We start from the raw sequence: 25,756 nt of genomic DNA, 5'->3' as shown, positions 1-25,756 counted from the left end.
TGCATCGGCCGGCATCGATCAGCGGTGATCAGGAGCGGGACGGACGGACCGCCCCGAGCAGTGACGAACAGAGCAGTACCTACACGAAGGACGACATGACACAGCAGCCAGGATCCGATTCCGGACGTAACGCGCCGCGCCGCGGCGGGTCCGCCGGTCGACCCGCCGACGCTGACCGTGCACGGACGTCCCCGTCCCGCGGCGAGCGCACCGGCCGCCCGAACACGGGCGGCCCAGGCGAGGGTCGCTCCTTCCCGCCCCGTGACGATCGCGGTGGTCGGGCCGGCGAGGGCCGCCCGAGCCGCTCCGCCGAGGGTCGGCCGGCGCGGTCCGGCCAGGGCCGCCCCGGCACAGGTCGCACCGGCGAGAGCCGCTCCTTCCCGTCCCGTGACGATCGCGGTGGTCGCTCAGGCGAGGGCCGCTCCTTCCCGTCCCGTGACGATCGCGGTGGTCGCACCGGCGAGGGCCGCCCGAGCCGCTCCGCCGAGGGCAGGCCGCAGAGCGGTGAGCGGCGCGAGTCCGCCGACGGTCGAGCGCGTTCGGCCGCAGGCCGTCCCTCGGCCGGCACGCCGTCGGGCCGCTTCGCAGCGAAGCCGGGCAGCCGCGCCGGCAAGCCGGGACGTCCGGGCCAGGCAGGCCCGCGCCAGAAGCCGGCGGGCGCCAAGGCCTTCGGCAAGGAGCGTTTCGGCCAGAACCTCGGCCCGGTTCGGCAGGCCAGGCCCAAGCACTCGGGCCGACCCGCGGACGAGATCGACGTGCACAACCCCGAGGGCGTGCGCCTGCAGAAGGTGATGGCCCTCGCCGGCGTCGCGTCCCGCCGCGTCTGCGAGGAGATGATCCTCGACGGCCGGGTGGAGGTCGACGGCACGATCGTCACCGAACTCGGTGTGCGGGTGGATCCCGAACAGGTCGCCATCCACGTGGACGGCATCCGCCTGCAGCTCAACGAGCACCTGAAGTACTACGTCTTCAACAAGCCCCGCGGCGTCGTGTCCACCATGGAGGACCCCGAGGGCCGGCGCTGCATCAGCGACTTCCTCAAGAACAAGGACAAGAGCGAGCGGCTCTTCCACGTGGGCCGCCTGGACGCCGAGACCGAGGGCCTGCTGCTGCTCACCAACGACGGTGAGCTCACCAACCGCCTCACGCACCCTTCCTACGAAGTACCCAAGACCTATCTCGTCCAGGTCCGCGGCCCCATGGCCCAGGGCATCGGAGCCCAGATGAAGGAGGGGATCGAGCTCGAGGACGGCGTGGCGACGGTGGACTCCTTTAAGCTCGTCGACTCCACCCCCGGCCACATCCTCGTCGAGGTGGTCCTGCATTCGGGACGCAACCGCGTCGTCCGCCGGCTCTTCGACGCCGTCGGACACCCCGTGGAGCGCCTCGTCCGCACCCAGGTGGGTCCCATCCGCGTCGGTGACCAGCGCCAGGGCAGCATCCGCGTGCTCGGCCGCCAGGAGGTCGGACACCTCCTGGCTTCGGTGGGCCTCTAGTCGATGACCATCCGCACGGACCAGGGGACGCACCTCGCCGGTCCCGTCCTCATCGTCGGGGCGGGTCTGCTCGGCGCGAGCATCGGGCTCGGCCTCCGGGCGCGCGGGCTCGACGTCGTGCTGTCCGACAGCTCGCCGTCCACCGAGGCGGTGGCGCGGGACATCGGGGCCGGCAGGCTCCACTCCGAGCTCGACGGCGGATCGTTCGAGCCGGAACTCGTGGTCGTCGCCACGCCCCCTGACGTCACGGCCCGGGTCGTCGCGGACGCCCTCGTGGCGCACCCCGCCGCCGTCGTGCTGGACATCAGCAGCGTCAAGGAGTCCATCCTGCGGGACCTCGAGGGCATGCCTCACGCCGCCGGCCACCTCCCGCGCTACGTCGGGACCCACCCGATGGCGGGCCGTGAGAAGTCGGGGCCCGTGGCGGCCCGCGCGGAGCTTTTCTCCGGTGCCCCGTGGGTGCTGTGCGCCCACGCGACGAGCAGGCCGGACGCGGTGCTCCGGGCCGAGTCACTCGCCGTCGACCTCGGCGCGGTCCCCACGCGGATGTCCGCCGGGGAGCACGACGGTGCCGTCGCCCTGATCTCGCACCTCCCGCAGGTCGTGTCCTCCCTGGTCGCGAGCCGGCTGCAGGACTCGCCAGTGCAGGCGCTGGCCCTCGCCGGGAACGGGCTCCGCGATGTCACCCGCATCGCCGCGAGTGATCCGCGCCTGTGGGTGCAGATCCTCTCGGCCAACGCCGGCCGCCTCGTGGACATCCTGTACGGCGTCCGGGAGGACCTCGACCGCCTCATCTCGACGCTCGAGGACCCGACTGCCGGGGGAGCGCGGCTCGACATGGCGCAACTCATGACGGAGGGCAACGCCGGCCAGGCGCGTGTCCCGGGCAAGCACGGCACCCCACCGAATTCGTTCGCGCGGCTGACCGTGCTGGTCGACGACGTTCCCGGGCAGATCGCGAAGCTCCTGACGGAGATCGGCCACACCGGCATCAACGTCGAGGACTTCCGCCTCGAACATTCACCCGGGCGGCAGGTGGGACTCGCGGAGCTCTCGGTCCTGCCCGGCAAGCGGCAAGAACTGACGGAGTCCCTGACCCAGCGGGGCTGGAAGGTAGTGCAGTGATCACCACATCGGCATCAGCAGCATCGGCAGCACCCGCGGCAGGGGATCCGGAGGCGACGGCGGAGCGGGACGCGAGCCCCCATTCGGGGTTCCGCCTCGGGAAGTCGCTCGTCGTGGCGATCGACGGACCCTCCGGTTCCGGGAAGTCGAGCGTCAGCCGGGAGGTGGCGCGCCGCCTCCGCGCGGCGTACCTGGACACGGGCGCCATGTACCGCGCGGTGACGCTGCACTGCATCGCCACCGGCGTCGACCTGCAGGACGGCGTGGCCGTGGAGGCCGCCGCCCGCGGCATCGAGCTGTTCATCAGCACGAGTCCCGATCGGGAGTCGGTGACCATCGCCGGTGACGACGTCACGGCCGCGATCCGCGAGCCGGGGGTCTCCTCGGCCGTCAGCGCCGTCGCCACGACCATGGGTGCGCGAGCCGAACTGATCCGCAGGCAGCGTGCGCTGATCGCCGGAGCCGGACACCGCATCGTCGCCGAGGGACGCGACATCACCACCGTCGTCGCCCCCGATGCCGAGGTCCGCATCCTCCTCACCGCGAGCGAGGAGGCCCGCCTGCGGCGCCGTGGCGACCAGCTCGGCGGGACGCAGACGGACGCGCAGCTGAAGCAGCAGGTCATCGACCGTGACGCCAGGGACTCCACGGTTGTCAACTTCCGGCAGGCCGCCGACGGCGTGGTCACGCTCGACTCCTCCGACCTCGACTTCGAGCAGACCGTCGCCGCCGTGCTCGACGTCGTCCGCACCATCGCGCACTGAGCGCGCCTCAAGACTCCGGGCTCGCGCCCACCAGGATCGCCGTCGGGAGACGGCGTACACCAACCGAAGGAAACCAACGATGAGCGAGAACCTTTCGCCGAACGCGACCGGCCACGGGGCCGGGGCCGACCAGGACTACGAGCCGACCGGCGAGGACCAGGTCAGCGAGCTGCTCGAGACCCTCGACGACGCCGAGGCCGAGCAGCGTGCCGCCTCGCTGCGCGCGGGCCTCGAGGACTACGAACTCGACGACGAGGACGCCGCCCTCCTGGCCCGGCAGGACGAGGACTACGACGACGAGGCAGAGGGGCGGCTCAACCCGGTCCTCGCGATCGTCGGCCGCCCCAATGTCGGGAAGTCCACCCTCGTCAACCGCATCCTCGGACGCCGCGAGGCCGTCGTCGAGGACACGCCGGGCGTGACGCGTGACCGCGTGTCCTACCCGGCGCAGTGGACGGGCCACAACTTCACGCTCGTGGACACGGGCGGTTGGGAGCAGGACGCCAAGGGCATCAACGCCCGCGTGGCCGACCAGGCGGAGATCGCCGTCGACATGGCCGACGCCGTGCTGCTCGTGGTCGACGCCACTGTCGGAGCCACGGCGACGGACGAGGCCGTGGTCCGTATGCTGCGCCGTAAGAAGAAGCCCGTCATCCTCGTGGCCAACAAGGTGGACGACATCCAGAACGAGGCCGACGCCTCCGTGCTGTGGGGCCTCGGCTTCGGGCAGCCCTGGCCGGTCTCCGCGCTGCACGGCCGCGGCACCGCCGACATGCTGGACAAGGTCGTCGAGATCCTGCCGGAGTTCTCCGAGCACGGCGGGATCGAGCGGTCCGGAGGCCCCCGACGCGTGGCGCTGATCGGCCGCCCGAACGTGGGCAAGTCCTCGCTCCTGAACAAGCTCGCGGGTTCCGACCGCGTCGTCGTGGACCCCCTAGCGGGCACTACCCGCGATCCCGTGGACGAGATGATCGAACTCGGCGGCCGCACCTGGCGCTTCGTGGACACCGCCGGGATCCGGCGCCGTGTGCACATGCAGCAGGGCGCAGACTTCTACGCCTCCCTGCGCACGCAGTCCGCGCTCGAGAAGGCGGAGGTCGCCGTCGTGCTCCTCGCCGTCGACGAGATCCTCAGCGAGCAGGATGTCCGCATCCTCAACATGGCCATCGAATCGGGCCGCTCGATCGTGCTGGCCTTCAACAAGTGGGACCTGCTCGACGACGAACGCCGCCGGTACCTGGAACGCGAGATCGAGCAGGATCTCGCGCACGTGGACTGGGCTCCGCGGGTCAACATCTCCGCCCTCACCGGTTGGCACAAGGACCGGCTGGTCCCGGCCCTCGACGTCGCCCTCGAGTCGTGGGACCGGCGCATCCCGACCGGACGCCTCAACGCGTTCCTCGGCGAACTCGTCGCCGCGCACCCGCACCCCGTCCGCGGGGGCAAGCAGCCGCGCATCCTCTTCGGCACCCAGGCCTCGAGCCGGCCGCCGAAGTTCGTCCTCTTCACCACGGGGTTCCTGGACCCCGGCTACCGGCGTTTCATCACCCGCCGGCTGCGGGAGACGTTCGGTTTCGAGGGAACCCCCATCGAGGTCAGCATGCGCGTCCGGGAGAAGCGCAGCCGCAAGCGCTGACCCCCGGACGGCGCCGTCCGATGTGCCGATCCACCCGGGGAATGCTGTAGTGTTGTCTGAGTGGTTTGGCCCGCTGGACGGGCTGATCGGGATGTGGCGCAGCTTGGTAGCGCACTTGACTGGGGGTCAAGGGGTCGCAGGTTCAAATCCTGTCATCCCGACACTGCAGAGCCCGTCTCCACCGGTTGTGATGACCGGAGGAGGCGGGCTTTTCGCATGCCCGCGGGGGCGGTCCACGGGCGGTCCACAGGGCGTGAGTGGTGCGTCACGGGGCCCGGTGGATATGCCTATACTCGACCAGTACCCGTAGCGGACGGCGCCCGGCGCCGCCGATGAAAACCGCGCGTCCGAAAGGCAACCATGAGCAACATTCCCGATGGCCTGTACTACACCGCGGAGCACGAGTGGGTCAGTGAGCCGGCAGCCGACGGCACGGTTCGTGTGGGTATCACCGACTTCGCACAGGACGCCCTCGGCGACGTCGTCTACGTCCAGATGCCCGAGGCCGGCACGGCCGTCACGGGCGCCGAGGTCATCGGCGAGGTCGAGTCCACCAAGAGCGTCAGCGACATCTATGCCCCGATCACGGGGGAGATCGTCTCGCGCAACGAGGCGCTCGACGACGATCCCTCGCTCATCAACACCGATCCCTACGGTGAGGGCTGGCTCCTGGAGATCAAGGTCTCCGACAGCTCCGCGGTGACGGGCCTGCTGAGTTCAGCCGATTACTCCCAGCAGGTAGGCTAGATCCACCCCCGCGAGGGCGGCAGGACAGGGCAGCAGGGCAGGACGGACTGTTGCACGCAGTAGGGGAGGAACCACCGATGATGCCGAATGACGATCCAGCCGTGAATGGAGAAGAGCCGAACATGACGTCTCCGGAGACAACCACGATCGGTCTGCCCCCGCAGGCCGTGACGACGGAGCTCGAACGGCATCTCACCCGTGAGGAACAGGCTTCGGTCGCAGCGCTTCCCTCGGGTTCCGCACTCCTGATCGCCCATTCCGGACCGAATGCGGGTGCCCGCTTCCTGCTGGACGAGGACATCACGAAGGCCGGTCGTCACCCCAATGCCGACATCTTCCTGGACGACGTGACGGTGTCCCGGCAGCACGCTGAATTCCGGCGGACGGACAGCGGCTTCATGGTCGTCGACACCGGGAGCCTCAACGGGACCTACGTGAACAACGACCGCGTCGACAGCGTCGCCCTCCGCAACGGCAACGAGGTACAGATCGGCAAGTTCCGGCTGACGTTCTATGCTGCCCGTGCCGTCACGGCCCAGGCAGCGCAGCAGACGACAGCGCAGGCCTAGTCCGCTCCATGCCTTCCCAACCCGCCCGCCGGTCCGCCGGCGTCGCTCCAGGTACCTCGGGCGTCCTCACGATCGGCGAGGTGCTCCGCGAGCTCTCCGGCGAATTCCCCCAGGTCACGGCTTCGAAGATCAGGTTCCTCGAGGAGAAGGGCCTGATCACCCCGCAGCGCACCCGCGCCGGGTACCGCAAGTACACGGGGCACGATGTCGAGCGCCTTCGGTTCGTCCTCGCCCTGCAGCGCGACCAGTACCTGCCGCTCAAGGTCATCAAGGACTACGTCGACGCGATCGACCGGGGTGAACGCCCCGAGTCGCTGCCGGGCGGCATGACGCTCGCGCCGCGCATTGTCTCCGAGCAGCTGTCACGGGAACTCAGCGCCCACGCCCGTCGGCTCACGGCCGAGACGCTCGCGGCCGAGGCCGGTGCCCCCCGGCGGCTCGTGGACGACCTCGTGAGCTTCGGTCTCATCTCTGCCGTCGACAACCGCTTCGACGAGTACGCCCTCAAGATCACGACGGCCTGCGTCCAGCTCGAGCTGCACGGCATCGAGCCCCGCCATCTCCGTCCCTTCCGGGCGGCCGCAGACCGCGAGCTGGGCCTCGTCGAGCGTGTCGTCGCTCCCGTCGCCTCGCGCAAGGACGTTGCGTCGAAGGCCCGTGCGGCCGAGACGGCACGGGAGATCAGCGAGCTCTGTCTCGGGCTGCACAGCGCCCTCGTGAACAGCCACATAGCCCGGATGGACAGTTAGGCGGCCACCCCGTGATCGAAGTAGAAGTCGTGGGAGTGCGGATCGAGTTGCCCTCGAACCAGCCCCTGGTCCTCCTCCGCGAGTCGTCGGGGGAACGGCACCTGCCCATCTGGATCGGCGCCCCGGAAGCCAGCGCCATCGCCTTCGTCCAGCAGGGGATCGTGCCGCCCCGGCCGATGACGCACGACCTGCTGGTCGACGTCGTCGCCGCCGCCGGCAAGGTGATCACCGAGGTGCGCATCACCTCGGTGGAGGACACCGTGTACCACGCCCAACTCGTCTTCAGTGATGGTGTGACGGTCGGTTCGCGCGCCTCGGATGCGTTGGCGGTGGCGCTGCGTGTGCCGTGCCCCATCTTCTGTGCCGACGAGGTCCTGGCGGTTGCCGGCGTGGAGATCGCCGACGCCGAAGCGGAGGACGGCGCGGACGGCGACACCGGGGAGACGGCGGAGAAGGAGGTCCTCCAGTTCAGGGAGTTCCTCGCCGATGTGGAGCCCGAGGATTTCGAGCGCTGAGGACGGCCTCCGACACGCCCATGCTTGTGGGGCTCGGTCTTTGACCTCAGCCCTCCCGCGATCTAACGTCGGAGCATACAGTTCCCATTGCGTGTGTGGTGGACTCGGGGCACACTTGGTGCACATCCTGAGGTTCCGTTCAGAGCATCTTCCCCGGGAACACTACGAGGAGGCAGCACGTGAGTCCGAAGGGTGACGCCGGCAAGGCAGCCAGCCCGGCAGGCGCTGGCGTCCCAGCAAGCGCCCAGGGCTTACTGTTCACGGAAGACCTCCCCGTCCTCGATGAAGATGCCGGGTATCGCGGTCCCACCGCCTGCAAGGCTGCGGGCATCACCTACCGCCAGCTCGACTATTGGGCGCGGACCGGCCTCGTCGAACCCGCCGTCCGCGGTGCCTCCGGGTCCGGCACGCAGCGGCTGTACGGCTTCCGGGACATCCTCGTGCTCAAGGTCGTCAAGCGGCTGCTCGACACCGGTGTCTCCCTGCAGCAGATCCGCACGGCCGTCGAGCACCTGCGCGAGCGCGGGGTCGAGGACCTCGCGCAGATCACCCTGATGAGCGACGGCGCGAGTGTGTACGAGTGCACCTCCGCCGACGAGGTGATCGACCTGGTGCAGGGCGGACAGGGTGTCTTCGGCATCGCCGTCGGCCGGGTCTGGCGTGAGGTCGAGGGAAGCCTCGCCGCGCTTCCGAGCGAGCATGCGCTGGAGCAGGAATTCCCGGGCGACGAGCTGAGCAAGCGCCGCGCCACCCGCAAGATCAGCTAGCTCCCCGCAGGAGTCGGGCGGGGTCGAACCGCATCCCCTCCAGCAACGCGGCGGTCGATCCCGGCAAGGCTCCGGAGCCGTCAACGGCGCCCGCTGCGGCTCCTCATCCTCCCGGTATCCAGAACGCCCCTGAGCAGCTCGTCGAAGTAGCCCGACGCCTGGCGGGCGGAATCGCCCGGCCAGTGGTGCACCGCGTGGGCAGCACCCTGGATCTGCTGCCAGTCGGCCTGCTCGGGGATGGTCGGCGTCAGGAGGAGGTCACCGAACATCTGCCTCATCTCGGCAAGGCGGAACGCGTGCTCGTTGGAGGTGGCGCGGACCTTGTTCGCGACGATCCCGGCGGTGGTGAGGCCGGGGGCGAACTCGCGCCGGAACAGCTCGAGGGCGCGCATGGTCCGCTCGGTGCCGGCGACGGAGAAGAGGGCGGGCTCGGCCACCAGGACCACCTTGTTGCTCGCCGTCCAGGCGATGCGGGTGAGACCGTTGAGGGACGGCGGGCAGTCGATCAGCACGAGGCTGTACCCCGTGATCCTCGAGAGGAGCGTGGCCAGGCGTCGCTGGTCCCGCCGCCCGAGGTCCGGCCTGTCGTAGATGCCGGAGTACGCAGAGCCCATGGCGACGTCGAGGACCGAGGGGGACGACCCGGACCGCCCGGCCGCCGTCGCGACCCAGCCGGCCGGGACGGTGTTCGCTCCGAGGTCCGCGCGCCGGGCGTTCTTGAGCAGCCGCCCGATGTCCGTCCGGCCCAAGGGTCTGACGCCGAGACCGGTGGTCGCGTCAGCGTGGGGATCGAGGTCGACGACGAGGGTGGGGATCCCTGCTGCCAGCGCGGCGGACGCCAGCCCCAGGGTGACCGACGTCTTGCCCACGCCGCCTTTGAGGCTGCTGATACTGACTACCTGCACGTGGTGAACCCATACCTGTCTCTGGCCGCCGCCGGGGCATGCGGCTGTCCTTGACGCCCCGGTCAATCATAGGCGGAACCGCTCATCCGCCCTGATCTGCGCCCGTCCGGCGGCCGTGCGGAGGGCACGTCCGCGGCTGGGACGTCCGCTGGACCAGGCTGTGCCGGCGGGTAGGATCATGCCAGCGTGATGGACCCGACCGGCGATGATGCAGGAGTGCGATGTTCTCGAAGATTCTGGTGGCCAACCGCGGCGAGATCGCGATCCGGGCGTTCCGTGCCGGGCACGAGGTGGGCGCGAAGACCGTCGCCGTGTTCCCCCATGAGGACCGCACCTCGATCCACCGGCAGAAGGCCGACGAGGCGTACCTGATCGGCGAGGAGGGGCACCCTGTCCGGGCGTACCTGGACATCGCCGAGATCATCCGCGTCGCGACGGAGGCCGGGTGCGACGCCATCTACCCGGGCTACGGATTCCTCTCCGAGAACCCGGGGCTCGCGCGGGCCGCGGCCGAGGCAGGGATCACCTTCGTGGGGCCTCCCGCCGACGTCCTGGAGCTCGCCGGGAACAAGGTGAAGGCGCTGGACGCCGCCCGTAGCGCCGGCATCCCGGTCCTCGCCTCCTCCCGGCCGAGTGCGGACGTCGACGAGCTGATCGCCGCTGCCGAGGAGATCGGTTTCCCGGTCTTCGCGAAGGCCGTGGCGGGCGGCGGCGGCCGCGGGATGCGCAGGGTCGACACCCGGGAGGCACTGCCCGAGGCGCTGGAAGCGGCCATGCGGGAGGCGGAGTCCGCGTTCGGCGATCCGACGATGTTCCTGGAGCAGGCGGTCCTGCGTCCGCGGCACATCGAGGTGCAGATCCTCGCGGACGCACAGGGCAACGTCATGCACCTCTTCGAACGCGACTGTTCCCTGCAGCGTCGACACCAGAAGGTCATCGAGATCGCCCCCGCACCGAACCTCGACGAGGGCATCCGGCAGGCGCTCCACCGGGACGCCGTGAAGTTCGCGACGGCGCTCGGCTACGTGAACGCGGGGACCGTCGAGTTCCTGGTGGACACGGTCGGGGAGCGGGCAGGGCAGCACGTGTTCATCGAGATGAACCCGCGCATCCAGGTGGAGCACACTGTCACGGAGGAGGTCACCGACGTCGACCTCGTGCAGTCCCAGCTGCGGATCGCCGCGGGGGAGACCCTCGCCGATCTCGGCCTGAGCCAGGACACCGTGACCCTGCGCGGAGCCGCCCTGCAATCCCGGATCACCACGGAGGACCCGGCGAACGGGTTCCGTCCCGATGTCGGACGGATCTCGGCGTACCGGTCCGCCGGTGGAGCGGGCGTGCGGCTCGACGGCGGCACGGTCTATGCCGGCGCCGAGATCAGCCCGCACTTCGACTCGATGCTGGTCAAGCTCACCTGCCGTGGCCGCGACTACCCGTCCGCCGTCACGCGGGCCCGGCGGGCGCTGGCCGAGTTCCGGGTGCGGGGCGTCTCCACAAACATCAGCTTCCTGCAGGCGGTCCTCGACGATCCGGATTTCATCGCCGGGAACGTGGCGACCTCCTTCATCGACGAGCGTCCCGAACTGCTGACCGCCCGCGTCCCCGCGGACCGCGGCACGAAGCTCCTGACCTGGCTCGCCGACGTCACCGTCAACCAGCCCAACGGGCCGCGGCCGGCCCACCTGGACCCGCGCGAAAAGCTGCCGGCCCTCCCGGCCGCGTCGTCCGACCCCGGAGCGGCTCCTGCGGGATCCGACCGGGAACCTGCGGGCGCAGTGCCGGGCGCGGGATCCGCCCGTGCGGGCGAGAAGGATCCGGAAGCCCCGGCGGGTAGCCGTCAGCGGTTGCTGGAGCTGGGACCGGAGGGCTTCGCCCGGGCGTTGCGCGACCAGACGGCAGTGGCGGTCACGGACACCACCTTCCGCGATGCGCACCAGTCCCTGCTCGCCACGCGGGTCCGGACGAGGGACCTGGCGGCGGCCGGAGCGAGCGTGTCGCACCTGACGCCGGAGCTGCTGTCCGCCGAGGCGTGGGGCGGCGCGACGTACGATGTCGCGCTCCGCTTCCTCGGTGAGGACCCGTGGGAGCGGTTGGACGTCCTACGCCGCGAGGTGCCCAACATCTGCCTGCAGATGCTGCTGCGTGGACGCAACACCGTCGGCTACACGCCCTACCCCGAGGCGGTGACCATGGCCTTCGTCCAGGAGGCCGCGGCCTCCGGCATCGACATCTTCCGGATCTTCGACGCGCTCAACGACGTCTCGCAGATGGAACCGGCCATCCGGGCGGTGAGGGAGACGGGGACCGCGGTCGCCGAGGTGGCGCTGTGCTACACCTCCGACATGCTGGATCCCGACGAGAAGCTGTACACGCTGGAGTACTATCTCGACCTCGCCCAGCGCATGGTCGACGCCGGGGCGCACATCCTGGCGATCAAGGACATGGCGGGACTGCTCCGTCCGGCCGCGGCGGCGAAGCTGGTCGCCGCCCTGCGGGACCGCTTCGACCTGCCCGTCCACCTGCACACACATGACACCGCGGGCGGGCAACTCGCCACGCTGCTCGCCGCCGTGGAGGCGGGGGTCGACGCCGTCGACGTCGCCAGCGCGGCCCTGGCGGGGACGACCAGCCAGCCGTCCGCCTCCGCCCTCGTCGCCGCCCTCGCGCACACACCGCGGGACACCGGGCTGGATCTCGGGAACGTGTGCGCGTTAGAGCCCTACTGGGAAGCCGTCCGGCGCATGTACGCGCCGTTCGAATCCGGGCTGCCCGGTCCCACGGGCCGGGTATACCGCCACGAGATCCCGGGTGGTCAGCTCTCCAACCTCAAGCAGCAGGCCATCGCGCTCGGACTGGGGGAGCGCTTCGAGGCCATCGAGGACATGTACACCGCCGCGGACCGTATCCTCGGCAGACTCGTGAAGGTCACCCCGTCCTCCAAGGTGGTCGGGGATCTCGCGCTGGCCCTGGTCGGGAGGAACGCGGACCCCGCCGAGTTCGAAGAGAACCCGCAGTCCTTCGACATCCCGGATTCCGTGATCGGTTTCCTGAACGGTGAACTCGGCACCCCGCCCGGAGGCTGGCCGGAACCCTTCCGGACCAAGGCGCTGGAAGGGCGCGAACTCAAGCCCCGCGACGTGCAGCTCAGCTCCGAGGACGAGGCGAAGCTCGCGGGCAGCTCGATGGAGCGACGTACCGCCCTGAACACGCTGCTGTTCGCCGGGCCGACCAAGGACTTCCGGTCCATCCGCGACACGTACGGCGACGTCTCGCTCCTCGGTACGGCCGACTACCTCTACGGCCTGCAGCCCGCCACCGAGCACGTGATCGAACTCGAGAAGGGCGTGCGGCTCATCGCGACCCTCGAAGCCGTGTCCGAGCCCGACGAGAGGGGCATGCGCACCGTCATGTGCACGCTCAACGGGCAGATGCGGCCGGTGAGCGTGCGTGACCGCAGCGTCGAGAGCGATGTGAAGGCGGCGGAGAAGGCCGACGCCGGCACACCCGGCCAGATCGCCGCACCGTTCGCCGGATCCGTCACGGTCACGCGGGCGGAGGGCGACACCGTCGCCGCCGGTGACACGGTCGCCACCATCGAGGCGATGAAGATGGAGGCCAGCATCACCACCCCGATCGGCGGCACGGTGCAGCGCGTCGCCTCCACGGGCGGACCGGCCCAGGGCGGGGACCTGCTGCTCGTCGTCACGCCCGGCTGACGCGCCCGCGAAGTGGTCCGACCGGACCGCCCCGCACCTCGGCGGACAGGACGGTCAGGCTAGAGTGGAGCGCTGGGAACATCCGAACGGTCCCGCTCGCGCAGGCGGGCGGGCCGGCCGCCCGACGATCTGTGAGGAACCATGGCACGCGAATCGACCGATCCCTCCACGCCCGGCGCCGATGCGAGCGCACCCCTCCCGGCCGCCGTCCGCCCGGACATGACGCAGGGCGTGCCGATCGTTCCCGGCGTTCCCCTGCTGCCCGACGGCGGTCCCACCGACGCTGCCCCGCCCGCGGTCGATTCCCCCGGGAGCCCGGTTCCCGCCTCAGCAGGCGTGGGCCCGGATCCTGCCGATGCCGGTCCTGACGCAGTGTCTGCTGCCGGGAACGCCGATGAGCCCGCCGATACCGGAGCCGCGGACATCGGAGCAGCCGGTACGGATCGGGTGGCTGCTGATCCAGGCGACACCGACCCAGCCGGTATCGAGCCCGACGACGCCGGTCCCGTAGGTGTCGTGCCCGCCGACCCGGGCCCCGTCGGTCCCGCGGGCGCGGGTGGACCGGGGACCACCGGCCCGGTCCCGGCCATCGTGACCGCCCTTGCAGGAGAGGCAGCGACGGCCCCGAACGGGGTCCACCTCAACGCCTTCGCCGTCCCCGTCTCGACCGTCCCCCCATCGACGCTGCAGGGTCCGACGTTGAGCGTGCCCGCCCCCCTTCCCGCCGACGCCCTCACCACGTCCGGTCTCGTCACCGGAGGTGCAGCGGTGCCCACGACGACCGACGGATGGACGCCGTCCGGCACCCGATCGCCGAGAAGGACCTCGACCGCGCGCGACGACCCGCCGCCGGCGCCAGGGCCGACGGCGGCCGCTGCCGAACGGACGAGCCGCCGTGAGAAGGACCTCGGTCCGGAGCCGGCATCAGCCCTGACGGCGGACCGACTCCTCGTGGGACCGGACCGGCCGCCGGTCTCGGGCTGGCGGCGCTGGCTCTACAGCGCCACGTTCGGACGCATCAATGTCGGCGACTCCGACGCCGTGCGCTCGCAGCGTGCGCTGGAGCACCGCATCTCCGCACGGCTGGGCGGACGGACACGCTATGTCCCGGTCCTGTCCCGCAAGGGCGGCGTCGGCAAGACCACGGTCACCACCCTCCTCGGGATGGCCCTGGCCGACATCCGGGAGGATCGCATCATCGCCATGGACGCCAACCCGGACCGTGGGACACTGTCCGACCGTTCGCCGGGGCGGGCGGACCACACGGCGCGGCAGCTCGTCCAGAACCGGTACACCATCGATTCGTTCGCGCAGCTCGCGGGCTATGTGACGCGTGACGGCTCCCGGCTCCACGTGCTCGCGTCGGACACCGATCCGGCAGTGGCCCAGGCGTTCGACGACTCCGACTACCGTGCCGTCACGGATCTGCTCAGCCGCTACTACTCGATCGTCCTGACCGACTCCGGTACCGGCATGGTGCACTCCGTGATGAAGGGGACGCTCGAGAAGGCCGACTCGGTGGTGCTGGTCTCCGGGGGCAGTGTCGACGAGGCGAGGCTCGCCTCGGAGACCCTCAGCTGGTTGGAGGCGCACGGTCGGCAGGACCTCGTGAAGAAGGCGATCGTCGTGATCAACCTCTCGTCCGGCAACGGGACGCAGGTGGACGTGGGTCAGATCGAGCAGCATTTCCGGTCGCGGGTGAGCACCGTGGTGCGTATCCCGTACGATCGCCACCTGGCGGAGGGTTCGCGGGTCGACCTGTCCCGGCTGAACCCGGCCACGCGGCGGGCGGTGACGGAGCTCGCGGCCCTCGTGGTCGACCAGCTCGCCGCGTGAGCGCGGCTAGACTGCGCAGGTGACCCATTACGACCTCGCGATCATCGGCTCCGGTTCAGGCAACACCCTCATCTCGCCGGAATGGGACGATCGGAGCGTCGTGCTCGTGGACGGGGGCACGTTCGGCGGCACCTGCCTCAACGTCGGGTGCATCCCCACCAAGATGTTCGTCTATCCCGCAGAGCTGGCCTCGGCGCCGACGGTGTCCTCGCGGCTCGGGGTCGACCTCCGGTTCGAGGGCGTCCGGTGGACCGACATCCGGGACCGGATCTTCACCCGGATCGACGCCATCTCGCGGGGCGGTCGCACCTATCGGGCGGAGGAGCTCGAGAACGTGACGCTCATCGAGGAGTACGTGCGGCTCACGGGGGAGAAGTCCTTCGAGACGGCCTCCGGGGAGGTCGTCACGGCGGATCAGCTGGTGATTGCGACCGGATCACGCGCCGTCATCCCGGACATCCCCGGCATCACCCTCCCGCAGGTCCACACCTCGGACACCGTCATGCGCATCGATGAGCTGCCCGGACGGCTGCTGATCATCGGTGGCGGCTACATCGCAGCGGAGTTCGCCCACGTGTTCTCCTCCTTCGGCACGGAGGTGACCATCGCCGTGCGCTCCGGCGGGATGCTGCGGCATCTCGACGAGACGGTCGCCGACGCCTTCACGCAGCAGGCGGCCCAGCAGTGGGACCTCCGCCTCGGCACCGCCGTCACCGCGCTGACGGCCTCCGCCGGCGGCGTGACCGCATCGCTGGAGGGCCCCGACGGTCCGGTCGAGGTCGAGGTCGACGTCGTCCTGGTCGCGGTGGGGCGCACACCGAACACGGACACGCTCGGCGCAGCGGACGCCGGACTGGACCTGCACGACGACGGCCGTCTCGCCGTCGACGCCCAGCAGCGGGTGCTCCGCGATGGTGCACCCGTGGAGGGACTCTGGTCCCTGGGCGACGTCAGCAGCGAGTACCAGCTCAAGCACGTGGCGAACCACGAGGCGAGGATCGTCGCCCACAATCTGCTGAACCCCGGGGACCTCCGGTCGAGCGACCATCGCTTCGTGCCGGCCGCGGTGTTCTCCCACCCCCAAGCCGCGTCCGTGGGCATGACCGAGGAAGAGGCTCTCGTCCATGCGGACGCGACCGGCGCCACCGTCGTCACGGCAGTGCAGCACTACGGCTCGACCGCATACGGCTGGGCCATGGAGGACACCACCGGCTTCGCGAAGGTCATCGCGGACCGGTCCACGGGCAGGATCCTCGGGGCGCACGTCCTGGGTCACGAGGCGTCCATGATCATCCAGCCCGTCGTCCAGGCCATGTCCTTCGGTCTCGACGCCCACACCATGGCCAAGGGCCAGTACTGGATCCACCCGGCCCTCACCGAGGTCATCGAGAACGCGCTGCTCAACCTGAAGACGGACTGATCCGCCCCTCCTCCCCGGACCGACCGTCCGGCCCGCGGGGGAGGAGCCGGCTCAGACCCGGGCCGAGGAGTAGATGGACTCGACGACGGCCGAGTAGTCCTTCAGCACCTGGTTCCGCTTGATCTTCAGCGACGGCGTCAGGTGCCCGGTGGTCTCCGTGAAGTCCGTCGGGACGATCCGGAAGACCTTGACGGCCTCCGCCCGGGAGACGGTGGTGTTGGCGGTGTCGACGAGTTCCTGGATCTCCGCGAGGACCTTCGGGTGCTCCGCCGCTTCCGCGATGGTGGTCGTGGCCGGGAGCTGGTGCCGCTCGAGCCACCCGGGAAGGGCTTCCTCGTCGAGGGTGATCAGCGCGGAGATGAAGGGGCGCTGGTCGCCTACCACGACGCACTGCGAGACGAGGGCATTGGAGCGGATGGCGTCCTCGAGGACCGCCGGGATCACGTTCTTGCCGCTGGCGGTCACGATGATCTCCTTCTTGCGGCCGGTGATGCGCAGGAACCCGTCGTCGTCGAGTTCACCGATGTCCCCGGTGCGGAACCAGCCGTCGGCGAAGGTGTCCTCGGTCAGGTCGGGACGGTTGAAGTACCCATTCATCACGCAGACGCCCCGGGTGAGGATCTCGCCGTCGTCGGCGATCTTGACGGCGTTGCCGGGTAGCGGTGCGCCGACGGTGCCGATCTTAATCTTCTTGGGGGTGTTCACGGTGATGGGGGCCGTGGTCTCGGTCAGGCCGTAGCCTTCCAGGACCATGAGTCCGATGCCGTGGAAGAAGTGGCCGAGGCGGTCTCCGAGCGGTGCGCCGCCCGAGACCGCGTGCTGGACCCGCCCGCCCATGGCGGTGCGGATCTTGCCGTAGAGCAGCCGGTCGAAGACCGCGTGCTTGACCCTGAGGCTCAGGGGGATCCGGCCTGCCTGCTCGGCCTTCGACCAGGCGATGGCGACGTCGGCTCCCGCATGGAAGATCTTGCCCTTGCCGCCGTCCTCCGCCTTCAGCATCGAGTTGTTGTAGACCTTCTCGAAGACGCGGGGCACGGCGAGGATGAAGGTCGGCTTGTAGCTCTGGAGGTCCGGCAGCAGATTCTTGACGTCCGGTGTGTGCGCCACGGTGGCGCCGGCCGCGACGCACAGGACGGAGATGAAACGGGCGAACACGTGGGCGAGGGGCAGGAACATGATGGTCTGACCACCTTCACGTGCAACCTCGGGGAGGGCCGCAGCAGCGTTCTCCGACAGCTCCACGAAGTTCCCGTGGGTCAGCTCGCAGCCCTTGGGCTTCCCGGTGGTGCCCGAGGTGTAGATGATGGTCGCGACGTCGTCGAGTCCGGCGTAGGCGCGGCGGTCCGCCAGCATGGCGTCGTCGGTCCCGGCACCCGCGGTGCGGAGCGTGTCGAGGCCGTTGCCGTCGAACTGCCAGACATGCTGCAGGGAGGTGATGCCCTCCAGTGCCACGGCCTCGCGCACCACCTGCTCATGGCGCGAAGCCTCGACGAAGGCCCCGACCGCGCCGGAATCGCTGAGGATCCAGGCCACCTGGGCGGGGGAGGAGGTCTCGTAGACCGGCACGGAGACGGCCCCGGCGAACCAGATCGCGAAGTCGGCCAGGGACCACTCGTACCGCGTGCGGGCCATGATGGCGACCCGGTCGCCGGGCTGGATACCGGAGGCGATCAGTCCCTTCGCGATGTCCTCGACCTGCCGGCGGAACTCCGTCGCGGGGATGTCCTCCCACTCACCCGAGGGCCGCTTGACCGCGAACAGTGCCGGATCGGACGGCTTGGCCGCCTGCCGGATGACGAGATCCGCGATGTTGGACCGGCGGGGAACGTCCACGAGGACGGGAACGCTGATGTCGCGCACGATAGCTCCTTTGGTATCACCTTGATCGTGGGTCGCCTCAGCCTATCGGTTCCCCTGCTGCACGGACCGTCCAGTAGTGTACAGATCGGTAACGGCGGCGCGTCGGCGCGGTCCGCGACGAGGAAGGACCGCATGGCGATCACGCCCGAGCCGACCACCCCGAGGGTCCGCCGGCCCCGCGGCGAGGCCCCGGCCGGGTGGCGGACGAACGGCCCCCTGGCGCAACGCGCAGCGCGGTCCTCCTTCCCCAACCCGGCACGGCGTGGACTCTCCGTCGGAGTGGACATCGGCGGGACGAAGGTCGCCGCAGGGGTGGTGGACGTGCACGGCCGCATCCTCGCCGAGGCCCGCAGGGCGACCCCGGGACAGGATCCCCGTGCGGTCGAAGCCGTCATCTCCGACCTGGTGCGCGAACTCTCCGGCGACTACCGCATCCGTTCCGTCGGCATCGGCGCCGCGGGGTGGATGGACCTGACCAACAGCACCGTCCTGTTCAGCCCCCACCTCGCGTGGCGCAACGAGCCGCTGCGGCGCAACCTCGAGAAGCTGCTGCGCCGACGCGTGACGGTGGTGAACGACGCCGATGCCGCAGCCTGGGCCGAGTGGCGTTTCGGGGCCGGCCGCGGCGAGAGCCGCCTGGTCTGCGTCACGCTCGGGACCGGCATCGGTGGCGCGATGATCATGGGTGGGCGCGTGGAGCGTGGGCGCCACGGCGTCGCCGGGGAGTTCGGGCACCAGATCATCGTGCCGCAGGGCCATCGCTGCGAGTGCGGCAATCGCGGGTGCTGGGAGCAGTACGCCTCGGGCAACGCACTGGGCCGCGAGGCGAGGGAGCTCGCTGCAGCGAACTCCCCGGTCGCACGGGCCATCCTCGATGCGGCCGGCGCGGACGCGGGGAACGGCTCGGCCATCACCGGGGCCCTCGTCACCCGCCTGGCGATGCAGGGGGACCCGGCGTCGCGCGAACTCGTCGACGACGTCGGCCAGTGGCTGGGGCTCGGCCTCGCCAACCTTGCGGCCGCCCTGGATCCCGGGACCTTCGTGATCGGCGGCGGGCTCAGTGATGCGGGCGAGCTGCTCCTCGATCCCGCGCGTCGCGCCTTCGGTCGGAACCTGACCGGTCGGGGCTTCCGGCCCGCGGCGAGGATCGAGCGTGCCGCGCTGGGCCCCCAGGCGGGGCTGATCGGTGCCGCGGACCTGTCACGCCTGCTGTCCCGGAGCGGGACCTGACCTCCGCCGCCCGTGGCTGCCCGACCGGGCGGGGAACGGTTTCGGAGGACGGACGCCGTCAGACCTCGGCGCCGTCATCCCCGATGTCCCGGTGTTTCGGCAGCTTCGTCACGAGGTAGCCCGCACCGGCGAGGAACAGGGCCAGCACGGCCAGTGTCGCGGCCAGGGGAGCATCCTGCCATAACATGGCGAACAGGAGCAGCAGGACGGGCCCGCCGGCGGCTCCCACCCAGGCGAGAACGGTGAGGGGGTCGCCCGAGCCCAGGGGTGGCGGCTCGTCCGGGGTGAAACCGTCGTCCTCCTCCGGCTCCTCGGGGGCGACGTAGTCGCGTGGTCCTGCCGAGGCGAACGGCTGGTTGCGGAAGATGGCATCGGCCCGCTCGCGGTCCGTCAGGCCGTCCGGCTCGCCGCCGCCCCGCCCCGCAGGAGCGGCGCCGGCCGCATCGGTCCTGTGGACACCGCGACCGTCCGGCCGCGGTCCCGGTGCCCCGGCGGGCGGTTCCTGGGTACGGGGTGACGCCTCGGTGGCCAGGGGATCGGAGGCGGTGCCCTCCAGCCGCGCGACGAGATCCTGCCATACGGCGTCGTCGGTGGATTCGTTCGGTTCCTGACCTCGGGGGCCCATACTCTGCTACCTGCTGTCGCGTGCTGCGCCTGGGCCCGAGACGTCGGGCCGGCATCCTGCTGATGGGAGGGCGTGCTCGTCCCATCGTGGACATCACGCGGCGCTACGTCAACCGGCCGTCAGCGTGTCGGCAGTGCTCGACGCCGGGCGGGACCGGGTGCAGGGGTGGCGCCCCGCCCGGAAAGGACGGGCGTCCGCCGGGTCGGCCCCCTTAGAGTAGGCTTCCACAGGAAAAAGCGGGTGGCACGCCACATGCCGCACCGTCCATGCAGGGAGGCTGGCAGCGTGTTCTATTGGGTCATGAAACGGATCATCGTCGGTCCGATCCTGAACCTCCTCTTCCGGCCCTGGGTCAAGGGACTCGACAACATCCCGTCCACCGGACCCGCCGTGATCGTCAGCAACCACCTGTCCTTCTCCGACTCGATCTTCCTGCCGATCGTGGTACCCCGGCCCGTCGTGTTCCTCGCCAAATCGGAGTACTTCACCGGCAAGGGCATCAAGGGCAGACTCACCGCCCTCTTCTTCCGCCTCTCCAACCAGCTGCCCATGGACCGTTCCGGCGGCGCGGCGTCGTCGTCGTCGCTGACCGCAGGCATGGACATCCTCAACGACGGAGGCATCCTCGGCATCTACCCCGAGGGGACCCGCAGCCCCGACGGCCGCCTCTACCGCGGCAAGACCGGCGTCGCGAAGCTCGTGCTGGCCACCGGCGTACCGGTCATCCCGGTGGCGATGATCGGGACGGACAAGGTCCAGCCCATCGGCCGACGCATCCCGAACATCAGGCGCGTCGGGGTCATCATCGGGGAGCCCCTGGATTTCAGCCGCTACGGGGGCCTCGAGGACGACCGCTTCGTCCAGCGCTCGGTGACGGACGAGATCATGTACGAACTCATGCGCCTCTCCGGTCAGGAGTACGTGGACGCCTACGCCAGCACCGTGAAGGAACGCCTCGCCGCGGAGAAGGCAGCCGGCCGCAAGACGCCGAAGCCCGGTGCGGACACGCGGAAGGCCGCCGTCCGGATCTCTCCCGACGCTCCCGCTCCCGGCGCCGTCACGGAGATCGGCAGGGCCGCGGTGAAGCAGGCCGGAGCGGGCGAGACCGGTGCGTCCGAGGGTCACGATTCCAGGCCGCAGGCAGGCTAGGCGCACTCCGCTCGAGGGCTCCCCTCTGTGACCTGTCGCGACGCGGCGATGACGGGCCGAATCGGGGGCCCGACGGCCAGCACGTAGAATCCCGGTGTGACCGATTCACTAGCTCCCGCCCTCCCGCGTACCGCGGAACCCACCCCGTCCACCACCGATGGCCTCGATGCCTGGCGCTCGATGGCCGCCGTGCAGCAGCCGTCGTGGCAGGACGCCGGGGTCTATTCGGCGTCGGTGAAGGAGCTCTCGAGCCTGCCGCCCCTGGTGTTCGCGGGCGAGGTGGATGTGCTGCGCGAGCGGCTCGCCGCCGCGGCACAGGGCAAGGCCTTCCTCCTCCAGGGCGGTGACTGCGCCGAGACCTTCGACGGTGCGACCGCCGACAAGATCAGCGCCCGGGTGCGCACCATCCTGCAGATGGCCGTCGTCCTCACCTACGGAGCGTCCCTGCCCGTCATCAAGATGGGCCGCATGGCGGGCCAGTTCGCCAAACCCCGCTCGTCGAACGACGAGACGCGCGACGGCGTGACCCTTCCCGCCTACCGCGGCGACATGGTCAACGGGTACGACTTCACGCCGGAGAGCCGCGGCCACGATGCCTCCCGCATGGTGAAGGCCTACCACACGTCCGCCTCGACGCTGAATCTCATCCGCGCCTTCACCCAGGGCGGGTTCGCGGACCTCCGCCTGGTGCACCACTGGAACAAGGGGTTCATGGCCAACCCCGCGCACTCCCGCTACGAGTCGCTGGCCCGCGAGATCGACCGGGCGGTGCGCTTCATGGACGCCTGTGGCACGGACTTCGAGGCGCTGAAGCGCGTCGAGTTCTTCGCGAGCCACGAGGCCCTGCTCCTCGACTACGAGCGGGCGCTCACACGCATCGATTCGCGCACCTCCCTGCCGTACGACACCTCGGCGCACTTCCTGTGGATCGGGGAGCGGACCCGCGACATCGACGGCGCCCACGTCGATTTCCTCTCGCGGGTGCGGAACCCCATCGGCGTCAAGCTCGGCCCGTCCACCTCGGCGGACGACGCCCTCGCCCTCATCGACAAGCTCGATCCGAACCGTGAACCGGGCCGCCTGACCTTCATCACCCGCATGGGGGCGTCGAACATCCGCGAGAAGCTGCCCTCCCTCGTCGAACGTGTCACGGCGTCCGGTGCGCAGGTGCTCTGGGTCACCGACCCCATGCACGGCAACACCGTCACCTCACCGAACGGGTACAAGACCCGCAACTTCGACGACGTCATCGACGAGGTCCGGGGTTTCTTCGAGGTGCACAACGCCCTGGGCACCTTCCCGGGTGGACTGCACGTGGAGATGACGGGCGACGACGTCGCCGAGTGCCTCGGGGGTGCCGATCCGATCGACCAGGAAGCCTTCCTGGAGCGCTACGAGTCGGTCTGCGACCCTCGCCTGAACCACATGCAGTCCCTGGAGATGGCCTTCCTCGTGGCAGGAGCGCTCTCCAAGAGCTGAGGACCGGCACCGGCTGGTCTCACCGCCCGCAGGCGGCCACCCGGGGTGGCCGCCTGCAGGTCTCAGGTGACGGTGATGCGGACGGTCGTCCCCTCGGGCTGCTCACCCGTCGGGCTCTGCCCTGCGACGAGTCCGAGGACCGAGCCACCGAAGGTGTAGTCGACCTCCACCACGAAGCCCGCCTCCTCGAGTGCGGCGACGGCCCGGTCCTCGGACAGCGAGAAGACGTTGGGCACCCTCACCAGGCGCGGTCCCCGGGAGAGGGTCAGCGTCACGGTCGTCCCGCGCTGCACCTCGGTACCGGTCGGGCTCTGGACCACGACCGCTCCGCGCGGCACCGTGCGGCTGAACTCCTCGACCTCGGCCACCGCCGGTACGAGGCCCGCCTGCTCGAGGGCTGCGGAGGCTTCCGCCGCCGTGAGTCCGGTGACCTCCGGAACGGCGACGGGCGCCGGACCGCGCGACACCACGAGGTCCACCGTGGAATTGCGGCGCCGCTCCGCGCCCGCATCCGGTGTCTGCCGGAGGACGTTCCCGGCGGGAACGGTCTCGCTGTACTCCTGCTCCAGCCCTCCCACGGCCAGACCCGCTGCACCGAGACGCGCCGCGGCGTCGACCTCGGCGCGTCCGAGGAGGTCGGGGACGGCGAACAGCTCCGGGCCCTTGGACACCATCAACTCGACACGCTCGAAGCGCCTGACCTCGGAGGTGGCGGCCGGGTCCGTGGCGACCACCAGCCCTTCGAGGACCTGCTCGTCGAACACCTCCTCGGTGGCGATGGTGGACAGGCCCTGGTCCGCGAGCGCCGTCCGGGCCTCCTCGAGGGGCGTGTTGCTGACGTCGGGCAGGGAGACGAGTCCGGCCGGTCCGGCGCCGAAGAACCAGCTCGCGGTGGCCACGAGGCCGGCGAGGAGGACGAGCAGGACGACGAGCGCGCGGACCCCGCGTCGACCCGCTGTGCCGTGCAGCGACTGCTGCGGGCGCTGGGCCTCGCGGGACTGCCGGCGTTTCGAGAGGGGACGGGCGGTGCTGCCCGCCGAGCGCGCGGGGTCGGCGGTGGGACCCGGAGCGGCGTCGGACGACGGGCGTCCCGCGGCGGCCGGGGCGGGCTCCTGACGGGACGACGCCGGTGCGGCGGTCGGCATGGCACCGATCACCCGCGTGGCGTTCCGGTCCGTGCCGATCACGCTCGTCCGGTTGGCGTCGTCGAGGGTACGGAAGACCTCCGTCGCGCCGGCCGGAGCAGGAAAGGGATGCAGCGCACCGGTCGAGGGTCGTGGCAGTGCCTCGGTGTGGTCCTCGCGCCCGCCCGTCGGCTCCGTACCGATGGCGGCCGTCCGATCGGCCTGCCGCTCCCCCTGCCACGGACCGGTCCGTCCGTCCCGCAGGATCTCCGTGCCGGATACAGCATCGGATGACGACCGCGCGGCGGTGCCGTCGTCGCGCCGGGCGTCCGGCAGGCGGGGGACGACGGCGGCGGTGAGGCTCTCCTGCACCGCAGCAGCTCCCGCCGTCCCGACCGGGACGAAGTCGAGCTCCTCGTCGGTGAGGACGGTCCGGATGTGCCGGAGTTCACCGAGCAGCGCCGCGCCGTCGACCGGACGGTCCTCGGGATCCCGGGAGGTGCACCACTGGACGAGTTCGTCGATGTCCTCGGGAAGGCCCGGGAGGAGGACGGAGGGCGCGGGGACGTCCGACTGCGCGTGCTGGATCGCGACCTGGATCGGCGTCTCGCCCGTGAAGGGCTGCCTGCCGGTCAGCAGCTCGTAGAGCATGACGCCCGTGGAGTAGATGTCGCTCTGCGCCTCTGCCGGCCGGCCGAGCACCAGTTCGGGGGAGAGATATGCGACCGTCCCGACGAGGGTCGCGGTGCCGGTGGTCGCCGAGACCGCACGGGCGAGACCGAAGTCGGCGATCTTCACCTGCCCGCTGTCCGAGAGCAGCACGTTCTCCGGCTTGACGTCGCGGTGGATGAGCCCGGCGTCGTGCGCCGCGGCAAGGCCCTCGACGACGGAGTCGAGCAGCACCAGAGCATGCCTGGGGGTGAGGCGGCCGTGTTCGCGCAGGACCTCGCGCAGTGTGCGTCCCTGGACGAACTCCATGACGAGGTAGGCGATGGCCTGCCCCTCCACCTCGTCCACGCCCTGGTCGAGCACGCCGACGACGTGCGGGTGCGAGAGTCTGGCGGCGGACTTCGCCTCCTGCTCGAACCGGTCGATGAAGCCGGGCTCGTCGGCGAGGTGCGGATAGAGCACCTTCAGGGCCACGCGCCGGTCCAGCCTCCGGTCGGTGGCCAGGTACACGGTCGACATCCCGCCGCGGGCAAGGCGGAATTCGACGACGTACCGTCCGTCGACCGTCGCGCCCTCGAGCGGGTCCCTCCGTTGCTGGTGCACCCTCCGATACTAGGCGGGGACGACGGGAGGGGGCGGGACCACCACGCGATCCCACCCCCTCCCGTCCGTGGTCACGGTCCCGGAGGACGGACCTCCGCGGCCTACCGGAAGTTCTTCTGGTGGGCCTTGATGGCGGCGACGTACTGCTTGGTGTCCTGGAACATCCCGCGGGTCTGCACGGAGTACGCACCCTGGTAGTAGGAGGCGATGGCGATGTCGAGGGAAGGACTGGTCCGCACGAGCGACCGGATGATCGCAACACCCGCCGTCGCATTGTCGTACGGGTCCAGCAGGTTCAGCTTGCGCCCCACGAGGTCGCTCGCCCACTGCCCCGAGGAGGGGATGACCTGCATGGTGCCGATCGCGTTCGCGGGGGAGACGGACCGCTGGTTGAAGCCGGACTCCTGGTAGGCGAAGGCGAGCGCCAGGCTGGGGTCCACCCCCATGGAACGGGCGGTGTCGGCGACGATCTTCTGCATCTCGGCCTGAGACGGTGCCGGCAGGGAGTTCAGGAGGGCCTTGTTCGCATTGGCGTCCGCGACGACGCGGTCCGGGTACGTGTAGCCGAGGAAACTCGACGGCACGAGGTCGGAGGGTGCCGGAGCGGGCGCGGGAGCCGGTGCTGCGCCCTTGCCCGGGATCGTGAGTTTCTGGCCCGGGTAGATGATCGTGGTCATGCTCATCTTGTTGGCGGCCAGCAGGGCCTGCAGGGAGACACCGTGTCGGGAGGCGATGGCGCCGAGTGTGTCCCCGCCCTTCACGGTGTAGGACC

General features: G+C 70.4%; 20 protein-coding genes and 1 tRNA gene. 16 read left to right on the top strand and 5 right to left on the bottom strand.

Annotation, left to right across the window (positions count from 1 at the left end):
• Positions 1–95 precede the first annotated feature (95 nt).
• The 10 genes from ACTIMO_RS14510 to ACTIMO_RS14465 all read left to right on the top strand — a co-directional run bounded on the left by ACTIMO_RS14510 (position 96) and on the right by ACTIMO_RS14465 (position 8,368).
• Complete coding sequence (locus ACTIMO_RS14510) at positions 96–1,496, top strand: pseudouridine synthase (RefSeq protein WP_448182851.1); 1,401 nt, start codon at positions 96–98, stop codon at positions 1,494–1,496.
• Positions 1,497–1,499: 3 nt separating this feature from the next.
• Positions 1,500–2,621, top strand: a complete 1,122-nt coding sequence (locus tag ACTIMO_RS14505; protein ID WP_448182850.1) for a prephenate dehydrogenase — start codon at positions 1,500–1,502, stop codon at positions 2,619–2,621.
• A 113-nt stretch (positions 2,622–2,734) separates the two neighbouring features.
• Positions 2,735–3,385: a (d)CMP kinase gene (cmk, locus tag ACTIMO_RS14500; protein WP_055773590.1), complete on the top strand. Its 651-nt coding sequence runs from the start codon at positions 2,735–2,737 to the stop codon at positions 3,383–3,385.
• Positions 3,386–3,464: 79 nt separating this feature from the next.
• Positions 3,465–5,021: a ribosome biogenesis GTPase Der gene (der, locus tag ACTIMO_RS14495; RefSeq protein ID WP_448182849.1), complete on the top strand. Its 1,557-nt coding sequence runs from the start codon at positions 3,465–3,467 to the stop codon at positions 5,019–5,021.
• A gap of 87 nt (positions 5,022–5,108) precedes the next feature.
• Positions 5,109–5,182, top strand: a tRNA-Pro gene (locus ACTIMO_RS14490).
• A gap of 199 nt (positions 5,183–5,381) precedes the next feature.
• A complete protein-coding gene (gene gcvH, locus ACTIMO_RS14485) occupies positions 5,382–5,768 on the top strand; it encodes a glycine cleavage system protein GcvH (protein WP_055773558.1) in 387 nt (128 codons plus the stop codon).
• A gap of 122 nt (positions 5,769–5,890) precedes the next feature.
• On the top strand, positions 5,891–6,337 hold the full coding sequence (locus ACTIMO_RS14480) for an FHA domain-containing protein (RefSeq protein ID WP_235499063.1): 447 nt from the start codon (positions 5,891–5,893) through the stop codon (positions 6,335–6,337).
• An 8-nt stretch (positions 6,338–6,345) separates the two neighbouring features.
• Positions 6,346–7,086, top strand: coding sequence for a transcriptional regulator FtsR (gene ftsR, locus ACTIMO_RS14475; RefSeq protein WP_448182848.1), 741 nt, complete (start codon positions 6,346–6,348; stop codon positions 7,084–7,086).
• Positions 7,087–7,097: 11 nt separating this feature from the next.
• Positions 7,098–7,601 carry a bifunctional nuclease family protein gene (locus ACTIMO_RS14470; RefSeq protein WP_448182847.1) on the top strand — a complete coding sequence of 168 codons (504 nt, stop codon included), beginning with the start codon at positions 7,098–7,100 and terminating at the stop codon, positions 7,599–7,601.
• 179 nt (positions 7,602–7,780) lie between these two features.
• Positions 7,781–8,368 (top strand): MerR family transcriptional regulator, encoded by a 588-nt coding sequence (locus ACTIMO_RS14465; protein ID WP_055773550.1) that lies wholly within the window; start codon positions 7,781–7,783, stop codon positions 8,366–8,368.
• 80 nt (positions 8,369–8,448) lie between these two features.
• Here ACTIMO_RS14465 and ACTIMO_RS14460 read toward each other — a convergent pair whose 3' ends face one another.
• Positions 8,449–9,273, bottom strand: a complete 825-nt coding sequence (locus ACTIMO_RS14460) for a ParA family protein (RefSeq protein WP_448182846.1) — start codon at positions 9,271–9,273, stop codon at positions 8,449–8,451.
• A gap of 221 nt (positions 9,274–9,494) precedes the next feature.
• On the opposite strand from ACTIMO_RS14460, the gene ACTIMO_RS14455 reads away from it, so the two are divergent.
• The 3 genes from ACTIMO_RS14455 (at position 9,495) to ACTIMO_RS14445 (ending at position 16,245) form a co-directional block, all read left to right on the top strand.
• Entirely contained in the window at positions 9,495–12,989 is a 3,495-nt protein-coding gene (locus tag ACTIMO_RS14455) for a pyruvate carboxylase (protein ID WP_448182845.1), read from the top strand.
• A gap of 141 nt (positions 12,990–13,130) precedes the next feature.
• Positions 13,131–14,825 carry a nucleotide-binding protein gene (locus ACTIMO_RS14450; RefSeq protein ID WP_448182844.1) on the top strand — a complete coding sequence of 565 codons (1,695 nt, stop codon included), beginning with the start codon at positions 13,131–13,133 and terminating at the stop codon, positions 14,823–14,825.
• Positions 14,826–14,844: 19 nt separating this feature from the next.
• Positions 14,845–16,245, top strand: coding sequence for a mycothione reductase (locus ACTIMO_RS14445; RefSeq protein WP_448182843.1), 1,401 nt, complete (start codon positions 14,845–14,847; stop codon positions 16,243–16,245).
• 51 nt (positions 16,246–16,296) lie between these two features.
• Here the strand turns inward: ACTIMO_RS14445 and ACTIMO_RS14440 are convergent, their stop codons facing one another.
• On the bottom strand, positions 16,297–18,105 hold the full coding sequence (locus ACTIMO_RS14440) for an AMP-dependent synthetase/ligase (protein WP_448182842.1): 1,809 nt from the start codon (positions 18,103–18,105) through the stop codon (positions 16,297–16,299).
• A 132-nt stretch (positions 18,106–18,237) separates the two neighbouring features.
• On the opposite strand from ACTIMO_RS14440, the gene ACTIMO_RS14435 reads away from it, so the two are divergent.
• Entirely contained in the window at positions 18,238–19,335 is a 1,098-nt protein-coding gene (locus tag ACTIMO_RS14435; protein WP_082471658.1) for an ROK family glucokinase, read from the top strand.
• Positions 19,336–19,393: 58 nt separating this feature from the next.
• Here the strand turns inward: ACTIMO_RS14435 and ACTIMO_RS14430 are convergent, their stop codons facing one another.
• Positions 19,394–19,960 carry a hypothetical protein gene (locus ACTIMO_RS14430; protein WP_448182841.1) on the bottom strand — a complete coding sequence of 189 codons (567 nt, stop codon included), beginning with the start codon at positions 19,958–19,960 and terminating at the stop codon, positions 19,394–19,396.
• A gap of 285 nt (positions 19,961–20,245) precedes the next feature.
• On the opposite strand from ACTIMO_RS14430, the gene ACTIMO_RS14425 reads away from it, so the two are divergent.
• Both ACTIMO_RS14425 and ACTIMO_RS14420 read left to right on the top strand, forming a co-directional pair.
• Positions 20,246–21,109, top strand: a complete 864-nt coding sequence (locus ACTIMO_RS14425; protein WP_448182840.1) for a lysophospholipid acyltransferase family protein — start codon at positions 20,246–20,248, stop codon at positions 21,107–21,109.
• Between the two features lie 96 nt (positions 21,110–21,205).
• Complete coding sequence (locus ACTIMO_RS14420) at positions 21,206–22,588, top strand: class II 3-deoxy-7-phosphoheptulonate synthase (RefSeq protein ID WP_055773537.1); 1,383 nt, start codon at positions 21,206–21,208, stop codon at positions 22,586–22,588.
• A 62-nt stretch (positions 22,589–22,650) separates the two neighbouring features.
• Here ACTIMO_RS14420 and ACTIMO_RS14415 read toward each other — a convergent pair whose 3' ends face one another.
• On the bottom strand, positions 22,651–24,984 hold the full coding sequence (locus ACTIMO_RS14415) for a protein kinase domain-containing protein (protein WP_448182839.1): 2,334 nt from the start codon (positions 24,982–24,984) through the stop codon (positions 22,651–22,653).
• Positions 24,985–25,085: 101 nt separating this feature from the next.
• Positions 25,086–25,756: lytic transglycosylase (locus ACTIMO_RS14410; protein WP_448182838.1), on the bottom strand; the 671-nt coding region annotated here is incomplete at its 5' end.

The sequence above is a fragment of the Arthrobacter sp. CP30 genome (assembly GCF_053470025.1).
Note: the sequence above shows the minus strand (reverse complement) of the source record. Positions and strands in the feature narration are given on the sequence as shown.